We start from the raw sequence: 21039 nt of genomic DNA, 5'->3' as shown, positions 1-21039 counted from the left end.
GTCACGGGAACCGCCGGAGGCGGGCGATGACGGGAACGGCGCCGGCGGCGGCGAGGCCGCCGATCAGGCCGCCGGGGAGGACGGCGGCGAGGGCTCCGGTGTTCGGATCCTTCGCGGTCTTGCCGTCGCTCAGGCTGCCGGCTGCACTGCCGAGGGCCTGGGGTGCGGTGGGAGCGGAGGCGAGGTCGACCGTCGTCCCGGTGGAGCCGTCGGTACCGAAGCCGCCGCCGGAGTCGCCGCTGCTGCCGAAGGATCCGTCGCCCGAGCCGTCGGAGGGCGAGTCGAGGGTCGCCCCGCTCTGGATCGCGGCGGCGGCGGCGATGGACTGCGCCTTCCAGGCCGCGGGGATCGGTGCGTATCCGGGCGGGAGCTGGCCGGACTCGACGCCCGGGGTCTGGCCGGTGGTCGCGGCGAAGCGGATGAAGGCGGCGTAGTCGGCCCGTGTGGCCGCATCCCCCTGCGCCGGATTGGTCGCTGCGTAGACCGGCATGGTGAGCGGGTAGGCGTCGGCCGCCGACTTCGCGGTGGCGCCGGCGGGGTCGTACTCGACCACCTGCGGCTGCCCGGCGACCGGCGTCATCGCCGTCGCGGCCGCCGTCATCGTCTGGGTGGACGGCGTGACGAACTTCCCGGCGGGGTTGCGCAGTGCCGCAGTGACGACCTGGTACTTCGCGGCCGAGCTGGTGTCGGTCAGGCCGAGGACCTTCTGGTAGCCGGGCAGGCTGCGCGGCGTCTTGCCGTACTTCGCCGGCGACGAGGTCGGGTCCCACTGTCCCAGCACCTGGCCGTCGCCGCGCAGCGTCAGGTAGGCCGACTGGTCGAGGTCGTTGGTGTACGGGCGCCAGGTGACGAGGTTGACCTCCGCCGCTCCGTTGATGACGGGCTGGACGACCGGGTCGGCCTTGGGGAAGTCTTCGCGCGGCAGCTCGAGTCCGGCCCCCGACGGGTTGACCGCGGCGGTCGTCGACGCGGTCGGGTTGACCTTCATGCCCCACGGGTCGGCCGCCCCCGCCAGGAACGCCTTCGCGTCGGCGTCGGCGAGCACGTAGCGCCAGAGCTGCATCGCGGCGTCCGACCGGCCCTGCGGCACGAGCAGGTCGGCGACCGACGGCGCGACGATGGCCTGGAACTTCCAGTCGGGGATGTCGGAGTTGACGTCGAGGAAGTCCGGGTCGAGCAGCAGGTTGCGGGCGTTGGCGCCGAGATGGGCCTTGTCGGCGTAGGTGGGGAGGGAGTCGGTGTAGGACGCCGTCAGCAGCTTCGCGATGAGTCGCGGGGTGAGCTTGATCGCATCGAACGAGAGGCCCGCCTTCTCGAGCTGCTCGGCCGGGGTGTCGTCCGCTGCCGAGGGGGCGCGGTCGACGGCGAACGAGATCGCGAGGCCGCCCACGGCGACCGGGGCGTACCTGAGGTCGTCCTGGTCTCCGCCCAGAGCACGGGAGGTCAGGGCCAGGGGTGCTGCGTCCGTCCCGTTCGCCGCCTGCACCGCGTCCGACTCGGCACTGTTGCTCATGGTGTAGATGGCGCCGCCCTGCGAGTTGCAGAGCACGGGCTGCCACGATGCCACGGCGCCCGCGACGAGCTCGCTGCCCCGGAGCTGGCGCTCGGCCGCCCCGATGTTGCACGAGACGCCGAGCGGCTTGAACGTGAGCTTGAAGGCGATGTTGTGCTTCCAGGCGTCCCAGCGCAGACCGGACTGCGTGATGTGCGGCTCCCCCGAGTCGGCGGTCCCGCGGGGGATGACGACCAGCCAGCACGACTGCGGCGCCGTGGTGCTGCCGGTCTTGACCGGCGTCCCGCAGCCGAGGCCGTTGGCCTGCAGCGCCGTCTGCACCTCGAAGCGCACGGAGCCGGCGCCGTTGGACGCCGAACCCGCCCAGGGCACCTCGTTCGACTGGCTGGGGTTGAAGAACTCGTTGACGTTGACGTTCGTGGTCGTCTGCTTGCCGTCGACGATCGAGGTCACGGTCTTGCCGTCCACGCTGGTGAACGGGACGGACGTGTAGCCCGGGGTGAACGGGCCGCGGCGCGGGAGCGAGAACTTCGCATCCTGCGGCGCCACGGTGTCGTCGGTGACGTAGCCGTCGCGGGTGGCGCCCGGAGTGTTGAACGCGCCGTACTGGCACGTCGTGCGGTCGGGGTGGCCGGGGTTGTCCGGATCTTCCCCCCAGCACTGCGCGAACTGGAGGAAGTTCTCGCCGCCGTTGGTGCCGCTCGGCGGCGTGGAGAGCTTGCCGCCGGTCCAGCTCACGGTGATGCCCTGCGAGATGAGGTCGGTCGTCTGCGAGACGGTGACGGCGAGGTCGGGGAACGGCGCGTTCTTCGCGTCCGTGTCCTGCTGCGCGGCCGTGGCGGTGACGGCGGTGGAGTCCTCGGCTCGGGCGGAGGACGAGCCGGCACCGGCGACTCCGGAGAACACGGCGGTGGCCGCGACGCCCACCAGGGCGCCGAAGACGAGGGCTCGCGCGATCGTTCCGCGAGGCCGCACGCGACCGCTCGATTCCATGTCTCTCCCGGGTTTCTCCTGGCCGAACCTGCCTCGACCGGGCGCAAAGCTATGGGCGGTTCGTGACATCCCGATGAACGATGCGGGAACGGGCTGACGACGGGAGCTTGTCCAGCGGAGACCGCCCCGGGACACGCCGCGGGCATGCCCGAACAGCCCGCCGAGAGGTGAGTAGTCGCGGGTGTCCCGGAGGGAGCACCCGCGACGTTCTCACCTCTCGCGGGCTGTGTGCGGGAGGGGGCGGTGCGGGAGGTGCGTGCCTAGGGCTGCGAGCCCCGCGAGCGGCGCAGGCGGCTGAAGAGCAGCGGCGGGAGCACGATCGCGAGCACCAGGAAGCCGGCGGCGATGAGCATCACGGTCTGCTGGCCGCCCCATCCGTCGTCGGCCAGTGCGAACGGCGTCGCGCGGGCCGCGTTCGCGCTCGTGAGCTGGGTCTCGTCGGTCGTGCCCGTCGACCCGTCCAACGCGGCCGTGCCGTCGCCACCGGTCCCGCCCGCGGCGGCACCGCCCGCACCGCCTGAACCACCTGAACCGCCGGCCTCGGCCGAGCTGCCGCCCTTGCCCCCGCCCGTGGTCGCCGTGGGCGTGTTGCGCGCTCCCGCGGTTCCGGTGGTGCACTGGTCCGGTCCCTGCTTGTCGCAGGCCGCAGGCTGCGGGGCCGTGGCGGCAAGCTGGTTGCTGGACGGCGAGTCGCCGGGCTTGAACGTGGGGTTGTTGCACTTGTTGAGGTCGACGCCGCTCACATCGGCGCCGGGGATGCGCTTGATCTGCGCGAAACCGGCCTGCACGAGGTTCATGGGCAGCGGCGAATACCCGAGGGTGGCCGCCTGCTGCTGGCCCTCGCACAGCATGTAGTTCGAGAATGCGCCGAGGGTCTTGCCCTTCTCGGCTGTGAAGATGCCGGCGACCTGGGTGGGCACGATCATGTACGAGTAGCTCGACAGCGGATAGGTGCGCGGGTCGGCGCCGTTGTAGACGCCGTCGAGGATCTGCGTGAGGTAGTCGGGCGAGGACGCGTTGTCGTTGATGGCGGCCCTCATGAGCGCGACCGCCACCGAGGGGGCGGTGGGCTCGATGTAGTAGCCCGCCGCGTTCAGCACCTTCGCGACGGGGAAGCCCGACTTGAGCGCGTAGGAGTACTCGACGTAGGTGATCGCACCCTCGCCGTAGGACTGGCTGACGTATCCCGCGACGCCGAGCGAGCCGCTCTGCGCCTTGAAGTTGCCGTACGACGGGTACTGCGAGGTGAGGCCGCACGGGTTCGGGCGGCCGACCTTGCTGCAGAACGAGTTCCAGAGCGCGGAGTGCTGCTTCGACATCCAGAGCGTGAACTGGGCGGTGGAGCCGGAGCCGTCGGAGCGGACCACGGGCACGATCGGCTTGTCGGGCATCGCGAGGCCCGGGTTGTCCTTGGCGATCTGCGGGTCTTTCCAGTTGGTGATGACGCCCGTGAAGATCTTGGTGATCGTGTCGCCGCTCAACCGGAGGTTGGTGACCCGCTTGCCGCCGATCTTGAGGTTGTACATGAACGACGTGCCACCGGCCACGATCGGCATGTACGCGAAGCCGGAGGTGGGCTTCTCGGGCGCCGAGCCGTCCTCGGGCGAGGACTGGAAGGGGATCTCGCTGACCGCGAAGTCGACCGTCTGCGCGATGAAGTCGCGCCGGCCGGCCGACGATCCGGTGCCGGAGTAGTTGACCGTCATGCTGTAGTTGGTGGCGACGTTGCGCCGCCACTGGTCGAGCGCGTTCTGCGACCAGGTGGAGCCGGTGCCGGTGATGGGCGCCCAGTTCGCGGCTTGTGCCGACTGCGCCGTCTGGGGGGCGAGCGGCGCGGCCAGGGCGAGCACGGCGGCGGCAGCGGCCAGCGCGAGCCGCACGATGCGGCGGGAGGATCGGGGCGTCACGGCGTGGGGTCCTTCTGGTCGGGTGCGGTGGCGGGGTGAGCGCTGGCGGGGTCTGCGATGCCGGGGTCTGCGGCGAGCGGCGCGCGGGTCTCGATCCGCTGCAGGTCGCGACGGCTCGCGTCGGCCGTCCGGCGTCGGTTGCCGGCCGACTGCTGTCCGGGTGCCTTGCCGCCGAGGATGCGCGCGGCGAAGAACAGCGCGAGCACCAGCAGGATCAGCACCACGGCGGTTCCGAAGCCGCGGGCGATCATGTTCGGCTCGGGGCTCTTGACGAAGTCGAAGACCTGGAGCGGGAGGGAGATCATCGGGCCGCTGAACGGGTTGAAGTTCATCACGGCGGTCACCCCGCTGGTGAGCAGCACGGGCGACGTCTCGCCGATGCCGCGCGCGGTGCCCAGGATGACGGCGGTGACGAGGCCGGAGCGCGCGGTCGGCAGCACGACGTGCCAGACGGTCCGCCACCGCGTGGACCCGAGCGCGTACGACGCCTCGCGCAGGTTGCCCGCCACGAGCCGCAGCACCACGTCGGAGGCGCGGATCACGATCGGGAGCATCATCACCGTGATCGCGAGCGAGGCCGCGAAGCCCGAGCGCTGGTGGGTCACGAACGTGATGATCGCCGAGTAGACGAACAGGCCGGCGACGATCGAGGGCAGGGCGGTCATGGCGTCCGCGATGGTGCGCACGAACCGGGCGAACCTCCCGCCGATCTCGTTGAGGAAGACGGCGGTCGCCACTCCGAGCGGCACCGTGATGGCCAGCGCGATGGTGATCTGGATGAGCGTGCCGACGATGGCGTGCAGGATGCCGCCCTTGGTCAGCGGGTCGAGCGGGCCCGCGAACTCCATCGTCTGGCCGAAGAAGTTGAAATGCATGACGGCGGACGACCCGCGCACGAAGGCGAACACGAAGACGAACACGAGGGAGGCGAACAGCACCAGGCCCGCGCTCACGAAGAGCACCGTCATCACCCGGTCGGCGACGGTCTGGCGGTTCGAGCGCAAGGAGACGAGCAGGGCGTAGATGCCGAGGAAGGACAGGAAGGCCACGACGGCCCAGCCGACCTCGCCGGTCAGCGGCGCGAACCAGCCGAAGAGCAGCAGGGCGAGCGCCATGCCCGCGACGAGCGCACCCCACAGGTTGAAGCGGTCTTCGGAGGTGGTCTGGCTGAGGTCGCGGCGCGGGCCGATCTCGCCGCGGTCCTCGGGCGGGATCGCGGTGTGCGCGACGGCGTCCGGGACCGTCGGCGCGGAGGGGAGCTCGGCGGGAGCGGCGACGACCGTGATGTCGTCCACCAGCAGGGCCGGCGCGTTCCAGTTCTCGGTGGTGGTCATGGTCCCGGTCAGTTCGTCTGGGCGCCGGACCGCGAGCGGGCGACGATGGAGGAGGCGGTGAAGTTGACGACGAGGGTCATCAGGAAGAGCACGAGGCCGGCGGCCATCAGCGCCGAGAGTCCGAACGAGCTCGCCTCGCCGTACCGGTTGGCGATCAGGGCGGAGACCGAGTTCGAGCCGGTCTTCAGCACCTGCAGGTTGATGCTGAACACCGGCGAGATGATCAGGTAGACGGCGATCGTCTCGCCGAGCGCGCGGCCGAGGCCCAGCATCGTGCCGCCGATGATCCCCCCGCGGCCGAAGGGCAGGACGACGCTGCGGATCATGCCCCAGCGGGTCGAGCCGAGCGCGTACGCGCCCTCGCGCTCTCCTGCGGGCGCCTGCGAGAACGCCTCCCGCATCACGGACGTCTGCGTCGGAACGACCATCAGCGCGACGACCAGGCCGGCGATGAAGGCGGAGGAGGTGAACGCGCTCGCCTCGGTGAGCGCGTGCCCGCTCCCGTCGGTGACGGCGAAGAAGGGGATCCAGCCGAAGTGCGCGGAGATCCAGCGCGCGACCGGGATGATGTTCTCCTGCAGGAAGAACAGGCCGAACAGGCCGTAGACGACGCTGGGCACCGCGGCCATGAGGTCCACGAGGCTGATCAGGGCGGTCTTGACCCGCGGCGAGACGATCTCGGAGATCAGCAGCGACGTCCCGAGGGCGAGCGGGACGGAGACGCACATCGCGATGATCGCGATCGTGACGGTGCCGCTCAGCACTGCGGCGATGCCGAACTTCTGCGTCTCGGGCGACCACTGCTGCTCGGTGAGGAACGAGAAGCCGGTGACGCTGAGCGCGTCGCCCGCGCGGACGGCGAGGAAGAAGCCGACCGCCAGCATGATGCCGACCGTGGTCGCGCCGGCCGCGTAGCTGGCGGTGCGGAACACGGAGTCGGAGCGCGAGGGGCGCGAGGCCAGCGAGCGGGGTCGCTGGCGCGTGTCCGGCTCGGACGGGACGGTCATGGTGTGCTGTGACATTCGGGTTCCTCGGGTGGGCGTGGGCCTCGGCACAGCGTGCTCAGAGCGGGTGAACGCCGGGAGACGCAGGGGTGAAGGGGCTGCAACCGTGCGCGGATGGGGGTCATGGCGCGGGTGGCCGGGTCGGCGACGGCGTCGCGGTCGGTGTGGGGGTCGGGGTGGCGCTGGGCTGGCCGGGGAGGCGGCTGACGACGACGGTGACGGTGCCGCCGAGCGGGATCACGACGCCTGCTCCCGGCTCGCTGCCGAGCACGGTGCGGTCGGGGACGGTGGAGTCGACGACCGCGCGTTCGACGACGGCGAAGCCCGCCGCGGAGAGTGTCGCTCCGGCGGCGAGCATCGTCTGCCCCCGCAGTTCGGGCACGGCGTTGCGGCCCGAGGCGACGACGAGGGCGACTGTCGTTCCCGGGGTGGCGGCGGTGCCCGGAGCCGGTGTGATCTCGAGCACCGTCCCCTCGGCCGACGTCCCGTCGCGAGTGGTGATCGCGCCGCCTGCCAGACCGGCCGACGCCAGCCGCGCCAGCGCCTCGGCGCGGGAGAGGCCGGCGAGCTCCGGCACGGGCACGGTCTGCGGGGCGGCGACCGCCGGTGCGGTCGTGCGGGTCGGCGCCGGCGTGGCGAGCGGCGGAGCGGACGCCGACGGCGGCACGGCGGCGAGCGTCGGCGGAGTGGTGGGAGCCGCGTTGGCGGCGACCAGCCAGATCGTCGCGGCGACGGCGACGGCGCCCGCCGTGACCGCGAGCGCGGTGCGCCCCGGGCGACCGGCGGGATGCTGCGTGCGGGCCGGAGCCGATGCGGGCCGCGCCGGCGCGCGCAGCTCCGCCCGGTCGCCGAGCGCCGGCCCGGGAGGGGTCGACGTGGCAGACACCGACGTGGCAGACACGGTCGATCCGATCGATCCGATCGATCCTCCGCCCGGCCTGCGCCCGGGAGACCGCCGGACGCGCGGGATCACGTCCGTCGCCGCCTCCCGATCGATCCGCGCGCCTCCCGGGCCGACGAAGACCGAGGGCGACGCGGGAGCTGCGGAGGCGAGGAGCGCGGTCGACGGTTCCCCGCCGAGACGTGCCGGCGCCGCCTCCCCCAGCAGCGCACGCACCGCGGCCGCCATCGCCGCGGCGGTCGCGAACCGGGCGGCGGGCTGCTTCATCAGGCCGCGGACGACGATCTCATCGATCGGTGTGGGGATGCGGGAGTCGAGCGCCGAGGGCACCGGCGGGGGCGCCGAGACGTGCGCGGCCATCGTCTGCTCGGTCGTCGCGCGCGGGAACGGCGGACGCCCGGTCAGGGCGAAATGCAGGAGGCCGGCGACCTGGTACAGGTCGCCGCGCTCGTCGACCGCGGCGCCGAGCGCCTGCTCTGGCGACAGGTAGTTGACGCTCCCGATCACGCCGCCGTCCGCGCTGCCGGATCGCAGCACGTCCCCTCCGGTCGCCGGCCGGCCCGGGGCGTCGGCGAGCCCGAAGTCGAGCAGGGAGACGGTGCCGTCGTCGGCGACGACCACGTTGCCCGGCGCGAGGTCGCGATGCACCAGCCCCGCGGCGTGCACCGCGCCGAGCGCGTCGAGCAGCCGCGCGGCGACGGCGAGAGCGTCACCGGGCTCGAGCGGCCCGTCGCTCTCGACCAGCCGGGCGAGCGTCCGGCCCGGAGCCCGTGCGGTCGCGATCCAGGCCCGCGGTTCGCCTCCCTCGTCGTCGACGCCGTGCCCGAGCACGGCCGGCACGCCGGGATGGTCCACGCGTGCCGCCGCGGCGGCCTCAGCGAAGAAGGCGTCGCGTTCGGCGATGGTGCCCGAGAGGCGGGGATGCAGCACCTTGACCGCGACGGTCGACCCCGTCGTCGTGTCGTGCGCGCTGTAGACCGAGGCGGTCGCCCCGCTGCCGAGCAGACCGTCGAGCTCGAACCGGCCGGCGAAGGCGCTCATCCGGCGCTCGCGCCGCGCGCGCTCGCGGCCGCGGCATTGGCGGCCGCGGCGACCGCGTCGACGTACGAGTCGAGGTGGTTGTACGCGAAGATCGCGCTCCGCCAGGAGGCCGGCCGCGAGAGGTCGCCGTACGAGCACAGGTAGCGTCCCGCCGTGAGGGCCGCGTCGTCGAGCTGCTGCGGGTCGGCGACACCGTCGCCCGATCCGTCCGCTCCCCACTGCTCCCAGGTCGACGGGATGAACTGGAACGGCCCGACGGCGCGGTCCCAGCGGGCGTCGCCGTCGTAGCGTCCGCCGTCGGTGTCCGGGATGGCGTCGTAGTCCGTGCCGTCGAGGCGCGGTCCCAGGATGGGCGGCTGGACGGTGCCGTCGGGCTGCGGAGCGGAGCCGCCGATGGTGCCGTGGTGCGACTCCACCGCGCCGAGGCCGGCGAGAGTCGTCCAGCCGAGACGGCACCCCGGGGCCTCCGCGGCGAGCGCGGTCGCAGCGCCCGCGTAGGCCAGCACGGCGCGCAGCGGGATCCCGGTGCGGCGCGCGACATCGGCCGCCCAGGAGCGCGAGACGCGGGACGCGTTGCCCCCGGTGACCGTGACGGTGCCGGGTGCAGCAGCAGCAGTCGAGTCCGCGCCGGGTGCGCCGTCGGCGAGCGCCGCGCCCTCGCCCGGGATCCCCTCCCCCGCGATCCCCTCCCCGGCAGGAACGGCATCGGACGGCGGTACGCTCCACCCGCGCGGTGCGGGCGCCGAGCTCAGGGCGCACACCCCGACGACGGCCGCGATCGCGACCGCCCCGGCGACGAGCAGCAGTCTCCGCATCACCACACGACGTCGTCCGCGACTGCGCCGGTGCGGCGCGGCGGCTCGAGACGGCGCACCGTGTCCTCGATCTCGGCCTCGCGCAGCGCGTCGATGGCGGCGAAGGCCGCGGTGGTCCCGGAGGCGGCGGCGCCGTACCAGCGGCCGCAGGTGATGACGGGCTGGCGGCCGTGCGACAGGTACCAGCCGTGCATCCCGGTGCGCTCCCCGCTCACCGTCGTCAGGCGCAGGTCGTCCACTCCGGCGCGCAGGGCGATGACGTGCGCCCGCGCGCTGGCGTACGAGGTGTAGGCACGCGCGCTGCGGCCGAGCTCCCGATTGTTCGAGGCGAGGATGCGCCAGACTCCGCACGCGCCGTCCGCCACGACCGGATGCGCCATCGGCCCCCGCCGGACCACGCTCGCCGCCGCCGCCGTTCCCGGGCGGGAGACGGAGATCGACCCGGTGCGCCGGGCGGCGCCCTCCACGGTCTGGAGGAAACGCGTCCAGGCCAGGAACATCGGGTCGGCGCTGGAACGGAACGTGGAGAAAACGATGCGCGGCGTCGCGGACATGGCTGTGCCTTCGGGAGAGGGGACGGAGCCGGCACGCGGGGTCTCGTGCCTCTGGTGGGCGACCGTCATCCATACGCTGAGGCTCCCTCATGAAGGGACGGCGACGGGAAGGTGAAGGGGAGGTGTCGCGGGTGCCCCCAGTCTGTGGGGATTCTCACCAGTCCACGCCGCGTCTCCCAGCCCGCTCCGGGTCAGGACCCCCCGTTGGGGGTCACTCCCGTGACCGTCCGGTGAACAAGGGGTGACCCCCGCTGACCCCGCGCACAGCAGGCTCCTAGGATCGCTGCTGCCGGAGCGCCGCCGGCACCGGAACCTCCCCGCGAAGGACACCCGCGATGTCGAAACGCAGCCGCCTGACCGCGATCCTCGCGGTCGTCGGCGTGCTCGTCGCGGCGGCCGTCGCCTTCGCGATCGTCGCCCGGCCCGCGGCCGTCGCGTCGGCGTCTGGGACGTACGCCGTCTCGGCCGGACTGGACGACTGCGGCGCGGGCTGGGGAGCCGGCGGCCGTGCTCCGGGCGGCGACGAAGACCTCACCGTGACCAACCCGACCGTCGCCGGCATGGAGGTCTACCTGCAGGAGGCCGTCGGCGGCAAGGTCTACCTCGACCTCGAGAACCTGGGCGCGGGTGCTCACACGAAGGCGCACGTGGTGCTCGGCAGCGGGAGGTACCGCTTCGTCTGCCTGCCCGCGGACGCCGACCCGGTGCGCGGCCCCACTGTCACGGTCGGTGCCGCGCCCCGCTCGGCGCAGCTGACGCCCGGGCTCGTCCCGGTGACCCGGGGCGACCTCATCCCCGTCGCGCTGACGTACGGGAAGTGGGTGGGCACACGCCTGCCCGTGCTGCAGCAGCAGGTCGCCGCCCTCTCGGCCGACGCCGAGGAGGGCGACCTAGCGGCCGCGAAGCGCGACTGGCTGGCGGCGCACACGACGTATGAGACGCTCGGCGCCGCGTACGACGCGTTCGGCGACGTGGGCGACCGGATCGACGGCCTCCCCCGCGACGGCCTCACGGGCTTCCACCTCGTCGAGTCGCAGCTCTGGGGCGGAGCACCCGCTGCGACGGTCGCGACGTCGTCCGCCGCGCTCCTCGCCGACGTCGGCACCCTGGCGAGCACGTTCGGCGACGCCGAGATCGATCCGGGCGCGATCGCGCTGCGGGCGCACGAGATCGTGGAGGTCGCCCTGCAGGATGTGCTGACGGGCGCGGCGGACGCGGGCTCGGGCACCGAGCTCGCGACGATCGACGCCAACCTCGCGGGCGCGGAGCAGGCCCTCGCGCCCCTCCACGACATCCTCGCCTCGCGCTACGACGCGCTGGACCGGACCACGCAGGCGCTGCAGCAGTCGCAGGCGCTCGTGGAATCGTTCCGCGCGGCGGACGGCACGTGGACGCCGCTGGCGTCGCTCGACCGCGACCGGCGGGAGCGGCTCGACGCCGCCCTCGACCAGGACGCGGAGCTGCTCGCGCCGGTCGCCGCGATCTGCGACCCGAGGAGGGACTCATGACCGAGACCGGACGGACCGCCGCCGACGCCGGGCTGGGACGACGCGGATTCCTCACCGCCGCCGGCGCCGCCCTGCCCGCCGCCGCCGTGGTCGCCGCCGGGGCGGGAGCCGGGATCGGCGCGGCGCCGACGACATCCGCCGCCGCCTCCGCCGCCTCCGCCGCGCGGTCCTACCCGTTCCACGGCGCACACCAGCAGGGGGTGCTCACGACGCAGCAGCGCGCAGCGGCCTTCATCGCCCTCGACACCATGACGACCGATCGCGCCGAGCTGGCCGACCTCCTGAAGACCATCACCGAGCGCGCCCGCTTCCTCACCGCAGGCGGCACGCCTCCCGACCCGGGCCTCACCGCCCCGCCACGCGACTCCGGCGTGCTCGGACCGACGGTCGAACCCGGCGCGCTCACCGTCACGCTCTCGGCGGGCGCCTCGCTCTTCGACGGCCGTTACGGCCTCGCCGCCGCCAAGCCGGCCCGGCTGCGGGCGATGGATGCCTTCCCCGACGACGCGCTGCGGCGCGAGGTCTGCGACGGCGACCTCCTGCTCCAGGTCTGCGCCGACGAGCGGGACACGGTCACGCACGCCGTCCGCGAGATCGCCCGGGCGACCCGCGGAGGGATGCAGGTGCGCTGGCGGCAGGACGGCTTCGTCTCCCCTCCACGCCCGAGCGGCACCCCGCGCAACCTCATGGGATTCAAGGACGGCACCAGCAACCCCGACGTCACGGATGCCGCGCTGATGTCGAAGCTCGTCTGGACGCGGGGCGGCGACGGCGGCGAGCCCGGGTGGACGACCGGCGGCAGTTACCACGTCGTGCGCGTCATCCGGATGCTCGTCGAGTTCTGGGACCGGGTGAACCTCCACGAGCAGGAGAACATGATCGGCCGCCGTCGCGACACCGGAGCGCCGCTGACCGCCTCGCACGAGTTCGACGACCCGCACTTCGAGCTCGACGCGACCGGCGACGTCATCCAGCTCGACGCCCACATCCGCCTCGCCAACCCCCGCACCTCGGCCACCGACGACCAGCGACTGCTCCGCCGCGCCTACAACTACGACGGCGGCACCGACGTCAACGGCAACCTCGACATGGGTCTCGTCTTCGTCGCCTTCAACCAGGACCTCGACCGGCAGTTCGTCGCCGTCCAGAAGCGGCTCGCGGGCGAGCCGCTGGTCGACTACATCCAACCGTTCGGCGGCGGCTACTACTTCGCGCTGCCCGGCGTCCGCGACTCCTCCGACTGGCTCGGGCGCAGCATGCTCGCCTGACCGGCCGCAGGACGGCCGGCGCAGCCGCGCCGGCCCCACCACCATCAGCAGGAAAGAAGGAACCGTGTCCAGACTCTCCCGTCTGCGCCGCTCCACCCTCGCCGGAGCGGGGGCCGCCCTCCTCGGCGTCGTCGCGCTCGTCGCCGCCGGTGTGCTCGCGGGCGCGCCGGCCTCCGCCTCCGCGAACGGCTACGGGGACCACGGAGACCACTCCGGTCAGACCGTCACCCCGATCAAGCACCTCGTCGTGATCTTCGACGAGAACATCTCCTTCGACCACTACTTCGGCACCTACCCGAAGGCCGCGAACACCGACGGCACGCCGTTCACCGCCGCGCCCCGCACGCCGGCGGCGAACACGCTCCTCAGCAGCGGCACGGTGACCCGCAACCCCAACCTCTACCCGCCCAAGCGGCTCTCGCCGAGCCAGGCCGTGACCTGCGACCAGAACCACAGCTACGCCGCCGAGCAGGCCGCCGTCGACGCCGGGAAGATGGACATGTTCGTCCAGAAGACCAGCACCGACACCTGCACCGGCGCGTACGGAGCACCCGGCCTGGTCATGGACTACTACGACGGCAACACCGTCACCGGTCTGTGGAACTACGCCCAGAACTACGCCATGAGCGACAACAACTGGGACACCGAGTTCGGCCCGTCCACTCCCGGCGCGCTGAACCTGATCTCGGGCCAGACGCACGGCGGCACCGCCTACGACCCGAAGACCGGCGCGGTGCTGCCCGCCTCCACCGCCGTCCAGTCGCCGAACGCCGCCGGCGTCGGCACCGTGATCGGCGACCCCGACCCCGCGTACGACGACTGCTCCGACAACGACCACACGTCGACCTCCGCGGTCGTCGGGATGGCGGGCAAGAACGTCGGAGACCTGCTCAACGCCCGCGGCGTCACCTGGGGCTGGTTCCAGGGCGGCTTCACGCCGACCACCGCGTGGAACGGGCAGTCCGGCTCGTACGCCGCCTGCGACAAGACGACCGCGAACGTGGCCGGCGCGACGCCGAAGGACTACTCGCCGCACCACTCGCCCTTCCAGTACTACAAGTCGACGTCGAACCCGCACCACCTCGCGCCCTCCAGCGTGAAGGCCATCGGGCACACCGACCAGGCGAACCACCAGTACGACCTGACCTCGTTCGACGCGGCCCTGAAGGCGGACAACCTCCCGGCCGTCTCGTTCCTCAAGGCCCCGGAGGCGCAGGACGGCCACGCCGCCTACTCCGACCCGCTGGACGAGCAGAAGTTCCTCGTCAACGAGATCAACGCCATCCAGAAGTCGGACAGCTGGTCGAGCACCGCGGTCGTCGTCACCTACGACGACTCCGACGGCTGGTACGACCACGTGGCGCCGAAGGTGACCAACGGGTCGAACGACTCCGCGGTCGACTCCGCCGTGTGCACGAGCGTCTCGCACACGGCCGGCGGCTACGCCGACCGCTGCGGCCCGAGCCAGCGCCTCCCGCTGCTCGTGGTCTCGCCCTGGGCGGCCCAGAACAAGGTCGACCACACCCCGATCGAGCAGGCGAGCGTGCTGCGCTTCATCGAGAGCAACTGGCTGGCCGGACGGATCGGCGACGCGTCGTTCGACACCCGTGCCGGATCGCTCGGCGGCCTGTTCGACTGGTGGCACCCGCAGCAGCGGCAGGTGCTGCTCGACCCGACCAGCGGAGCGGTGACGAAGATCGTCTCGACCCGGCCGCACTGGCCCACCCCGCCGCGCGGCGGCTGGCAGTCCCAGCCGTAGCGACCTCCGGTCTCCGGCCCGTCGAGGTTCACGAAGTGGCGACCATTCCATCCCGGATGAGCGCCACGACGTGAACCTCGGCGGGCCTTCCGCGTGTCAGCGGTCGCGCAGGAGCTCGTCCAGCGAGAGGGGCGCCCGGCCGGTGACCCGCTCCACGGCGTCGCTCACGCCGGCGAGCTCGCCCGCTGCGATGGCCGTGTACGTCGACACCCAGGCGTCGTACTGCCACTGGGGAGCGTCCCACTTCTTCCGGGACTCGTACGCCTCGGGGACGGTCTCGTCGTGGAACGACACCGCCCGGCCGAGTCGCCGCGACAGCGTCTCGGCGACCTCCGCCATCGTCAGCTCCTCGGGCCCGGTGAGGTCGTAGGTGACGTCACGGTGCTGCTCGGGATGCTGCAGGGCGAGGGCCGCGACCCGCGCGACATCCGCCCGCGCCACCAGCGCCGCGCGCCCGGCGCCGGCGGGGCCGCGGATCACGCCGTCCTCGCCCACCATGTACTCGACGAAATCGAGGTAGAGGTTGTCGCGCAAGAAGGTGTGCGTCATCCCGGTGCCCCGGATCCGCTCCTCGGTCGCGTAGTGATCGCGCGCGAGTGTGAACGTCGCGTCGGGAGCCGCGCCGAAGAACGAGGTGTAGACGATGTGCTGCACTCCCGCCTCGGCCGCCGCGTCGAGGAACGCGAAGTGCTCGCTCAGCCGCTCGGCGTTCTCGGCAGCCGAGACCATGAAGAGGGTCTCGACCCCGGCGAGCGCGGCCCGGGCCTGCGCCGCGTCGCTGTAGGAGCACTCCAGCGTCACGGTCCCCGGCAGGTGCGGCGCCTTGGCCGGTGTGCGCGCGAGCATCCGGAACGGCACCCCCGCATCGGCGAGCCCCGCCGCCGTCAGTCGCCCGACCACTCCCGTCACGCCGGTCACCGCGAGCGTCGGCATGCCTCTGCCGTCCTGATCCCTGCCGTCCAGATCCGTCATGCTCCCCATCCAACCCCTGCACCCCCGCCCGCCGCCAGAGTGGGCGACCCAGGCGGCGAACTATCCGCCTTCTCGGCACGTTTTCCGCGATTTCGTGCCGTCTCGATGGGCGCCCTGTGCAGAAGTCGCGGCTGGAGAGCATCCTGGCCGCCGTGCCGATGACTGCCGGCGGCCAGGACGAGGAGGCCCGGGTCAGATGCCGCGGGCGAGCCGGTAGTACGCGGCGTTCCAGTCGAGCTCGCGCTCGAAGCCGCGCAGGGTGGTGTCGCCGTCGATCACGAGCAGCTCGGTGCGGGCGATGCGCGCGAAGTCGGCGAACGCCTCCACTCCGACCGCGGTGCTCATCACGGTGTGGTGGGCGGCTCCGGCCTCGAGCCACGCCGTCGCCGACGTCGTGAAGTCGGGCGCCGGCTTCCACACGGCGCGGCCGACCGGGAGCTTGGGCAGCGGGGCCGACGGCTCCACGACCTCCACCACGTTCGCCACGAGGCGGAAGCGGTCGCGCATGTCCGACAGCGCCACCACGACAGCGGGGCCCGGGGTCGCCGTGAAGACCAGGCGCACCGGGTCGTCCTTGCCGCCGATGCCGAGCGGGTGGACCTCGAGGGTCGGCTTCGTGGTGGTGAGCGTCGGCGAGACCTCGAGCATGTGCGCGCCCAGGATGCGCTCGTCGCCCGGCGTCATGTCGTACGTGTAGTCCTCCATGAGGGAGGCGCCGCCGGGCAGCCCCGCGCCCATCACGTTCGCGGCGCGGACGAGGATCGCCGTCTTCCAGTCGCCCTCGGCGCCGAAGCCGTAGCCCTCGGCCATGAGCCGCTGCACGGCGAGCCCGGGGAGCTGCTTCAGGGCGCCCAGGTCCTCGAAGCTGGTGGTGAAGGCGCCGAAGCCGCCCTCCTCGAGGAAGGAGCGCAGCCCCAGCTCGATCGCGGCGCCGTCGCGCAGCGACTGGTGCCGGTCCCCGCCGCGGCGGAGTTCGGCGGCGACGTCGTAGAGGTCTTCGTACTCGGCGACGAGCGCGTCCACGTCGGCGGCCGACACCGCGGCCACGGCCTCGGCGAGCTCGTTGACGCCCCAGGTGTTGACCTGCACTCCGAAGACGAGCTCGGCCTCGGTCTTGTCGCCCTCAGTCACCGCCACGAAGCGCATGTTGTCGCCGAAGCGGGCGAGCTTGAGCGACCGGGTGGCCGCCCAGCCGGCGGCGGCGCGCGTCCAGGTGCCGATGCGGGCGGTGACGGTCGGGTTGCTCACGTGTCCGACGACGGTCGTGCGCGGCACGCTGAGCCGGGTCTGGATGTACCCGAACTCGCGGTCGCCGTGCGCCGCCTGGTTGAGGTTCATGAAGTCGAAGTCGATCTCGCCCCACGGCAGCTCGACGTTCGCCTGCGTGTGGAAGTGCAGGAGCGGCTTCTGCAGCGCGTCGAGGCCGGCGATCCACATCTTGGCGGGGCTGAAGGTGTGCATCCACGCCACGAGGCCGATCACGCGGTCGTCGGCGTTGGCCTCGAGCATCACCCGGCGGATGGCGTCGGAGTCGGTCAGGACCGGCTTCCACACCACCCGCACCGGTACGTCGGCGGACGCGCCGAGCTCGTCGGCGATGCCGCGGGACTGCTCGGCGACCTGCGCGAGCGTCTCGGGACCGTACAGGTGCTGGCTGCCGGTGAGGAACCAGATCTCGTAGCCGTCGAGGGTGGCGGAGTTCGGGGACGGGGTGAGCTTCGGCATCAGGAATCGGTACCTTCCGGGGTCTGTCCGTAAACGTTCTGGTAGCGGTCGAAGAGGCGGTCGATCGCCTCCTGCGGGATGGGCACGAGCGGCCCGCCTTCACGGGCGAGGTGCACCGTGCGGGCGACGTCTTCGGCCATGACGGCGGCCTTGACCGCGTCGCGGGCGTCCGTGCCGATGGTGAAGACGCCGTGGTTCTGCATCAGCACGGCGCGGCTGCGGTGGCCGGCGAGGGTCGCGACGATGCCGCGGCCGATCGAGTCGTCGCCGATGATCGCGAACGGCCCGACCGGGATCTCGCCGCCGAACTCGTCCGCCATGGCGGTGATGACGCACGGGATGGCCTCGGCGCGGGCCGCCCAGGCGGTCGCGTAGGTGGAGTGCGTGTGCACGACTCCGCCGACCTCGGGAAGCTCGCGGTACACGTAGGCGTGCGCGGCGGTGTCGGACGAGGGGGACCGGTCACATCCGTGGGAGCCCGGCACGACCTCCCCGTCGAGCGTGCACAGGATCATGTTCTCGGGAGCCAGATCGTCGTAGTCGACGCCGCTCGGCTTGATGACGAAGAGGTCCTCGCCGGGCACGCGGCCGGAGACGTTGCCGCCGGTCCAGACGACCAGGCCGTAGCGCACGAGCTCGGCATGCAGCGCGGCGACCTGCTCGCGCACCCGCCGCACGGCGGGGGTCTCGGGATGGTTCGGCTCGGCGTGGTTCGGCTCGGCGGCGGATGCGTCGGTCACCGGGTGGCTCCTTCCAGAGGGGATTCGTCGGATGCGTCGGATGCGTCGGATTCGTCGGATGCGGGGCCGGCGGCCTCCAGGGGGACGGCGACGACGGCCGCGCGCTCGATGGCGAGGCCGGCGCGGTACTGCTCGATGTAGGACGCGAACCCGGCGACGTCGTCCAGGTGCGGCGTGGTGGTCTCGAACGCGAAGCCGCCGAAGACGTGGCGGCGCAGATACTCCGCGAGGCTCGCTCCGCGCTCGGCCTCCTCCCGGTACGCGGCCAGCACCGCGATGCCCCAGGCGCCGCCCTCCGACGCCGTGTCGGCCACGGAGACCGGGGCGTCGAGGGCACCGGCGAGGAACCGCTGAGCGACCCCTGCCGTGCGGAACATGCCCCCGTGGGCGAACATCCGGTCGAGCGCGACGCCTTCGTCGGCCAGCACGCGCATCCCGAGCGCGAGCGTGCCGAACACCCCGTAGAGCTGAGCGCGCATGAAGTTGCCGAGCGTGAGACGGCTGCCGGGAGTGCGGACCACGAGGGGGCGCCCCTCGTCGAGTCCGGCGATCGGCTCGCCCGCGAGATGGTTGTAGGCGAGCACGCCGCCCGCGTCGCTGTCACCGGTGAGTGCTTCGCGGAAGAGCGCGTCGTACGCGGCGTCGGATCCGATCGGCGTGCCGGCGGCCTCGGCGAACCGGCCGAACATCCCGACCCATGCCGCGAGCTCGCTCGCCCCGTTGTTGCAGTGGACCATCGCGACCGGGTCGCCGGCCGGCGTGGTGACCACGTCGAGCTCGTGGTGCACGCTCGCCAGCGGGCGCTCGAGCACGACCATCGCGAAGATGCTGGTGCCGGCGCTCACGTTGCCGGTGCGCGGCGCGACGGAGCTGGTCGCGACCATCCCGGTGCCGGCGTCGCCTTCCGGCGGGCAGAGCGGGGTGCCGGGCGCCAGCTCGCCGGACGGGTCGAGCAGGGTGGCGCCGTCGGCCGTGAGCGCGCCGGCCGGCTGCCCCGCGACGAGCACCTCGGGCAGGATGCCCGCGAGCGCCAGTCGCGGGGCGAGCGCGGGTGCGGTCTCGGCGAGCAGAGCGTCGTAGCGGGCGACGAGCCCGGCATCGTAGCCGCGGGTCCCGGGGTCAATCGGGAACATCCCGGAGGCGTCGCCGACCCCGAGCACGCGACGGCCGGTGAGCCGTTCGTGCACATAGCCCGCGAGGGTCGTCAGGTGGTCGAGGCGGCCCAGGTGCGGCTCCGCGTCGAGCACGGCCTGGTGGAGGTGCGCGATGGACCAGCGCAGCGGGATGTTCACGCCCAGCAGGTCGGAGAGCTCGGCAGCCGCCGGGCCTGTGCTCGTGTTGCGCCATGTGCGGAACGGCACGAGCAGCTCCCCCGCTGCGTCGAACGCGAGGTAGCCGTGCATCATCGCCGAGACGCCGATCGCTCCGTAGGTCGTGGGCCGCACGCCGTGGGTGCGCTCCGCGTCGGCGACGAGCGCGGCGTAGGCCGCCTGCACGCCGGACCAGATCGCGTCGAGCGAGTACGTCCACACCCGGTCGACGAGCTCGTTCTCCCACTCGTGCGAGCCGACCGCCAGCACGAGGGACGGGTCGTCCGCATCGATCAGGCAGGCCTTGATGCGCGTCGAGCCGAACTCGATGCCGAGCGCCGTGCGCCCGTTCTGGATGGCGTCGCGCCCGTTCGCGCGCTCGGATGCCGTCATCTGTTCCTCACCACGTTGTGACCGGTCACAATTCGACTCCAGTATGCGTCGGCCAGCCGGTGCACGTCAAGCGGCGGCGATGCACTCGGTGCCCGCGCGCCCTCGCCGCCCACCATCCACTTGTCACGACCAGCCGCACGAACCCGCCGCCCACCATCCACTTGTCACGACCCGCCGCGCGAACACACTCCTCGACGGCGTGTCTCGACAACTGGATCGGCGCCTGTGGAGAGAACCGCACCGCACCTACGCCGACGCGCGCTCCACCAGCACCGGCGCGACGGGCGCGCCGAACGCGACGGCGCCGCCGTCCGCGCCGCCGCCCTCGATGAGCGAGACCAGGCGTGCCACGCAGCGGCGCCCGAGCTCGGCGAAGTCCTGCCGGACCGTGGTCAGAGGCGGCGCGAAGAACGCCGCCTCGGGGATGTCGTCGAAGCCGACCACCGCGAGGTCCTCCGGCACCCGGCGGCCGGCTAGACGGGCGGCGTGCAGCACGCCGAGCGCCATCTGGTCGTTCGACGAGAAGACGGCGGTCACGCTCTCGTCGGCCAGCAGCTCGGCGGCGATCTCGGCTCCGGAGGCCGCGGTCCAATCCCCCTCGCGGGTCACCACGCCGTCCGCCCCGCGGTCAGTGATCTCGGCGAGGAAGCCGTCGCGTCGTGCACGCGCCTCGGCCCAGTCGCCGGGGCCGCACAGGTGCGCGATGCGCCGGTGCCCGCGGTCGAGCAGGTGGCGCGTGGCGAGGCGTGCGCCTTCGACCTGGTCGACGAACACCCCGTCGTCGCCCGCGGCGCCCGCCCCGTGGAGGGTGACTGACGGGACGGCGAGGGAGACGGCGGCCATCGCATCCTGGACCCGCTGCTGCGGGGCGATGACGACGATCCCCTCGACCGCCTGCGCGAGGAGGTGGTCGAGCGCCGCCTCGACGGATGCCCGATCGAGCGCCGTCGTGTGCGCGACCGTGACGAAGTAGCCCGCGTCCCGTGCAGCGTTCTCCACCGCGTCGATGCTGGAGGCCGGCCCGAAGAGGGACGAGGTGGAGGCCGCGAGCACGCCGATGGTCGTCGAACGCGCCGTCGTCAGCATGCGCGCCGCCCGGTTGGGACGGAAGTTCAGGTCGGCCATCGCGGCGAGCACGCGCTCGCGGGTCTCCGGCCGGATGCTGGGGTGGTCGTTCAGCACGCGCGACACCGTCTGCCGGGAGACCCCCGCGGCGGCGGCGACCTCGCGCACCCCCGGGGCGCGTCCGCTCTCGATCATCCCTTCACCCTAGCGGCGCGCATGGCGTTGCAACCGTCGGGA

The 21039-nt window shown here is 72.7% G+C and carries 15 protein-coding genes; 3 read left to right on the top strand and 12 right to left on the bottom strand.

All coding sequences use genetic code 11. The features are described 5' to 3' along the window. Position 1: 1 nt before the first annotated feature. The 7 genes from ACFVU2_RS05515 to ACFVU2_RS05485 all read right to left on the bottom strand — a co-directional run bounded on the left by ACFVU2_RS05515 (position 2) and on the right by ACFVU2_RS05485 (position 10062). The gene (locus ACFVU2_RS05515) at positions 2 to 2506 is read right to left on the bottom strand and encodes a hypothetical protein (RefSeq protein WP_387871939.1); all 2505 of its coding nucleotides are present in this window, start codon (positions 2504 to 2506) and stop codon (positions 2 to 4) included. Between the two features lie 260 nt (positions 2507 to 2766). Beyond that, positions 2767 to 4413 carry a phosphate ABC transporter substrate-binding protein PstS gene (pstS, locus tag ACFVU2_RS05510; protein WP_387871937.1) on the bottom strand — a complete coding sequence of 549 codons (1647 nt, stop codon included), beginning with the start codon at positions 4411 to 4413 and terminating at the stop codon, positions 2767 to 2769. After that, positions 4410 to 5747: a phosphate ABC transporter permease PstA gene (gene pstA / locus ACFVU2_RS05505; protein ID WP_387871935.1), complete on the bottom strand. Its 1338-nt coding sequence runs from the start codon at positions 5745 to 5747 to the stop codon at positions 4410 to 4412. The genes pstS and pstA overlap by 4 nt, the downstream gene beginning before the upstream one ends. Before the next feature lie 8 nt (positions 5748 to 5755). After that, entirely contained in the window at positions 5756 to 6769 is a 1014-nt protein-coding gene (pstC, locus tag ACFVU2_RS05500; RefSeq protein ID WP_387871934.1) for a phosphate ABC transporter permease subunit PstC, read from the bottom strand. A 103-nt stretch (positions 6770 to 6872) separates the two neighbouring features. After that, a complete protein-coding gene (locus ACFVU2_RS05495) occupies positions 6873 to 8693 on the bottom strand; it encodes a PASTA domain-containing protein (RefSeq protein WP_387871932.1) in 1821 nt (606 codons plus the stop codon). After that, the gene (locus ACFVU2_RS05490; protein ID WP_387872400.1) at positions 8690 to 9508 is read right to left on the bottom strand and encodes a lytic transglycosylase domain-containing protein; all 819 of its coding nucleotides are present in this window, start codon (positions 9506 to 9508) and stop codon (positions 8690 to 8692) included. The genes ACFVU2_RS05495 and ACFVU2_RS05490 overlap by 4 nt, the downstream gene beginning before the upstream one ends. Further along, on the bottom strand, positions 9508 to 10062 hold the full coding sequence (locus ACFVU2_RS05485) for a hypothetical protein (protein WP_387871930.1): 555 nt from the start codon (positions 10060 to 10062) through the stop codon (positions 9508 to 9510). Before ACFVU2_RS05485 ends, ACFVU2_RS05490 begins: the two co-directional genes overlap by 1 nt. A gap of 335 nt (positions 10063 to 10397) precedes the next feature. Between ACFVU2_RS05485 and ACFVU2_RS05480 the strand changes: the two genes are divergently transcribed. The 3 genes from ACFVU2_RS05480 to ACFVU2_RS05470 all read left to right on the top strand — a co-directional run bounded on the left by ACFVU2_RS05480 (position 10398) and on the right by ACFVU2_RS05470 (position 14597). Next, positions 10398 to 11570 carry an imelysin family protein gene (locus ACFVU2_RS05480; protein WP_387871928.1) on the top strand — a complete coding sequence of 391 codons (1173 nt, stop codon included), beginning with the start codon at positions 10398 to 10400 and terminating at the stop codon, positions 11568 to 11570. Then, the gene (gene efeB / locus ACFVU2_RS05475) at positions 11567 to 12838 is read left to right on the top strand and encodes an iron uptake transporter deferrochelatase/peroxidase subunit (protein WP_387871926.1); all 1272 of its coding nucleotides are present in this window, start codon (positions 11567 to 11569) and stop codon (positions 12836 to 12838) included. Before ACFVU2_RS05480 ends, efeB begins: the two co-directional genes overlap by 4 nt. A gap of 64 nt (positions 12839 to 12902) precedes the next feature. Then, positions 12903 to 14597, top strand: coding sequence for a phospholipase C (locus ACFVU2_RS05470; protein WP_387871924.1), 1695 nt, complete (start codon positions 12903 to 12905; stop codon positions 14595 to 14597). Between the two features lie 96 nt (positions 14598 to 14693). Here the strand turns inward: ACFVU2_RS05470 and ACFVU2_RS05465 are convergent, their stop codons facing one another. The 5 genes from ACFVU2_RS05465 to ACFVU2_RS05445 all read right to left on the bottom strand — a co-directional run bounded on the left by ACFVU2_RS05465 (position 14694) and on the right by ACFVU2_RS05445 (position 20997). Then, entirely contained in the window at positions 14694 to 15569 is an 876-nt protein-coding gene (locus tag ACFVU2_RS05465) for an NmrA family NAD(P)-binding protein (RefSeq protein ID WP_387871922.1), read from the bottom strand. A gap of 192 nt (positions 15570 to 15761) precedes the next feature. Beyond that, positions 15762 to 17294: an L-arabinose isomerase gene (gene araA, locus ACFVU2_RS05460; RefSeq protein ID WP_387871920.1), complete on the bottom strand. Its 1533-nt coding sequence runs from the start codon at positions 17292 to 17294 to the stop codon at positions 15762 to 15764. Continuing rightward, the gene (locus ACFVU2_RS05455; RefSeq protein WP_387871919.1) at positions 17294 to 18034 is read right to left on the bottom strand and encodes an L-ribulose-5-phosphate 4-epimerase; all 741 of its coding nucleotides are present in this window, start codon (positions 18032 to 18034) and stop codon (positions 17294 to 17296) included. The genes araA and ACFVU2_RS05455 overlap by 1 nt, the downstream gene beginning before the upstream one ends. After that, on the bottom strand, positions 18031 to 19737 hold the full coding sequence (locus ACFVU2_RS05450; protein WP_387871917.1) for a xylulokinase: 1707 nt from the start codon (positions 19735 to 19737) through the stop codon (positions 18031 to 18033). Before ACFVU2_RS05450 ends, ACFVU2_RS05455 begins: the two co-directional genes overlap by 4 nt. Positions 19738 to 19983: 246 nt before the next feature. Then, positions 19984 to 20997 carry a LacI family DNA-binding transcriptional regulator gene (locus ACFVU2_RS05445; protein WP_387871915.1) on the bottom strand — a complete coding sequence of 338 codons (1014 nt, stop codon included), beginning with the start codon at positions 20995 to 20997 and terminating at the stop codon, positions 19984 to 19986. Positions 20998 to 21039: the final 42 nt, after the last annotated feature.

The organism is Leifsonia sp. NPDC058194, from assembly GCF_042883605.1.
Classification (GTDB): domain Bacteria; phylum Actinomycetota; class Actinomycetes; order Actinomycetales; family Microbacteriaceae; genus Leifsonia.
Note: the sequence above shows the minus strand (reverse complement) of the source record. Positions and strands in the feature narration are given on the sequence as shown.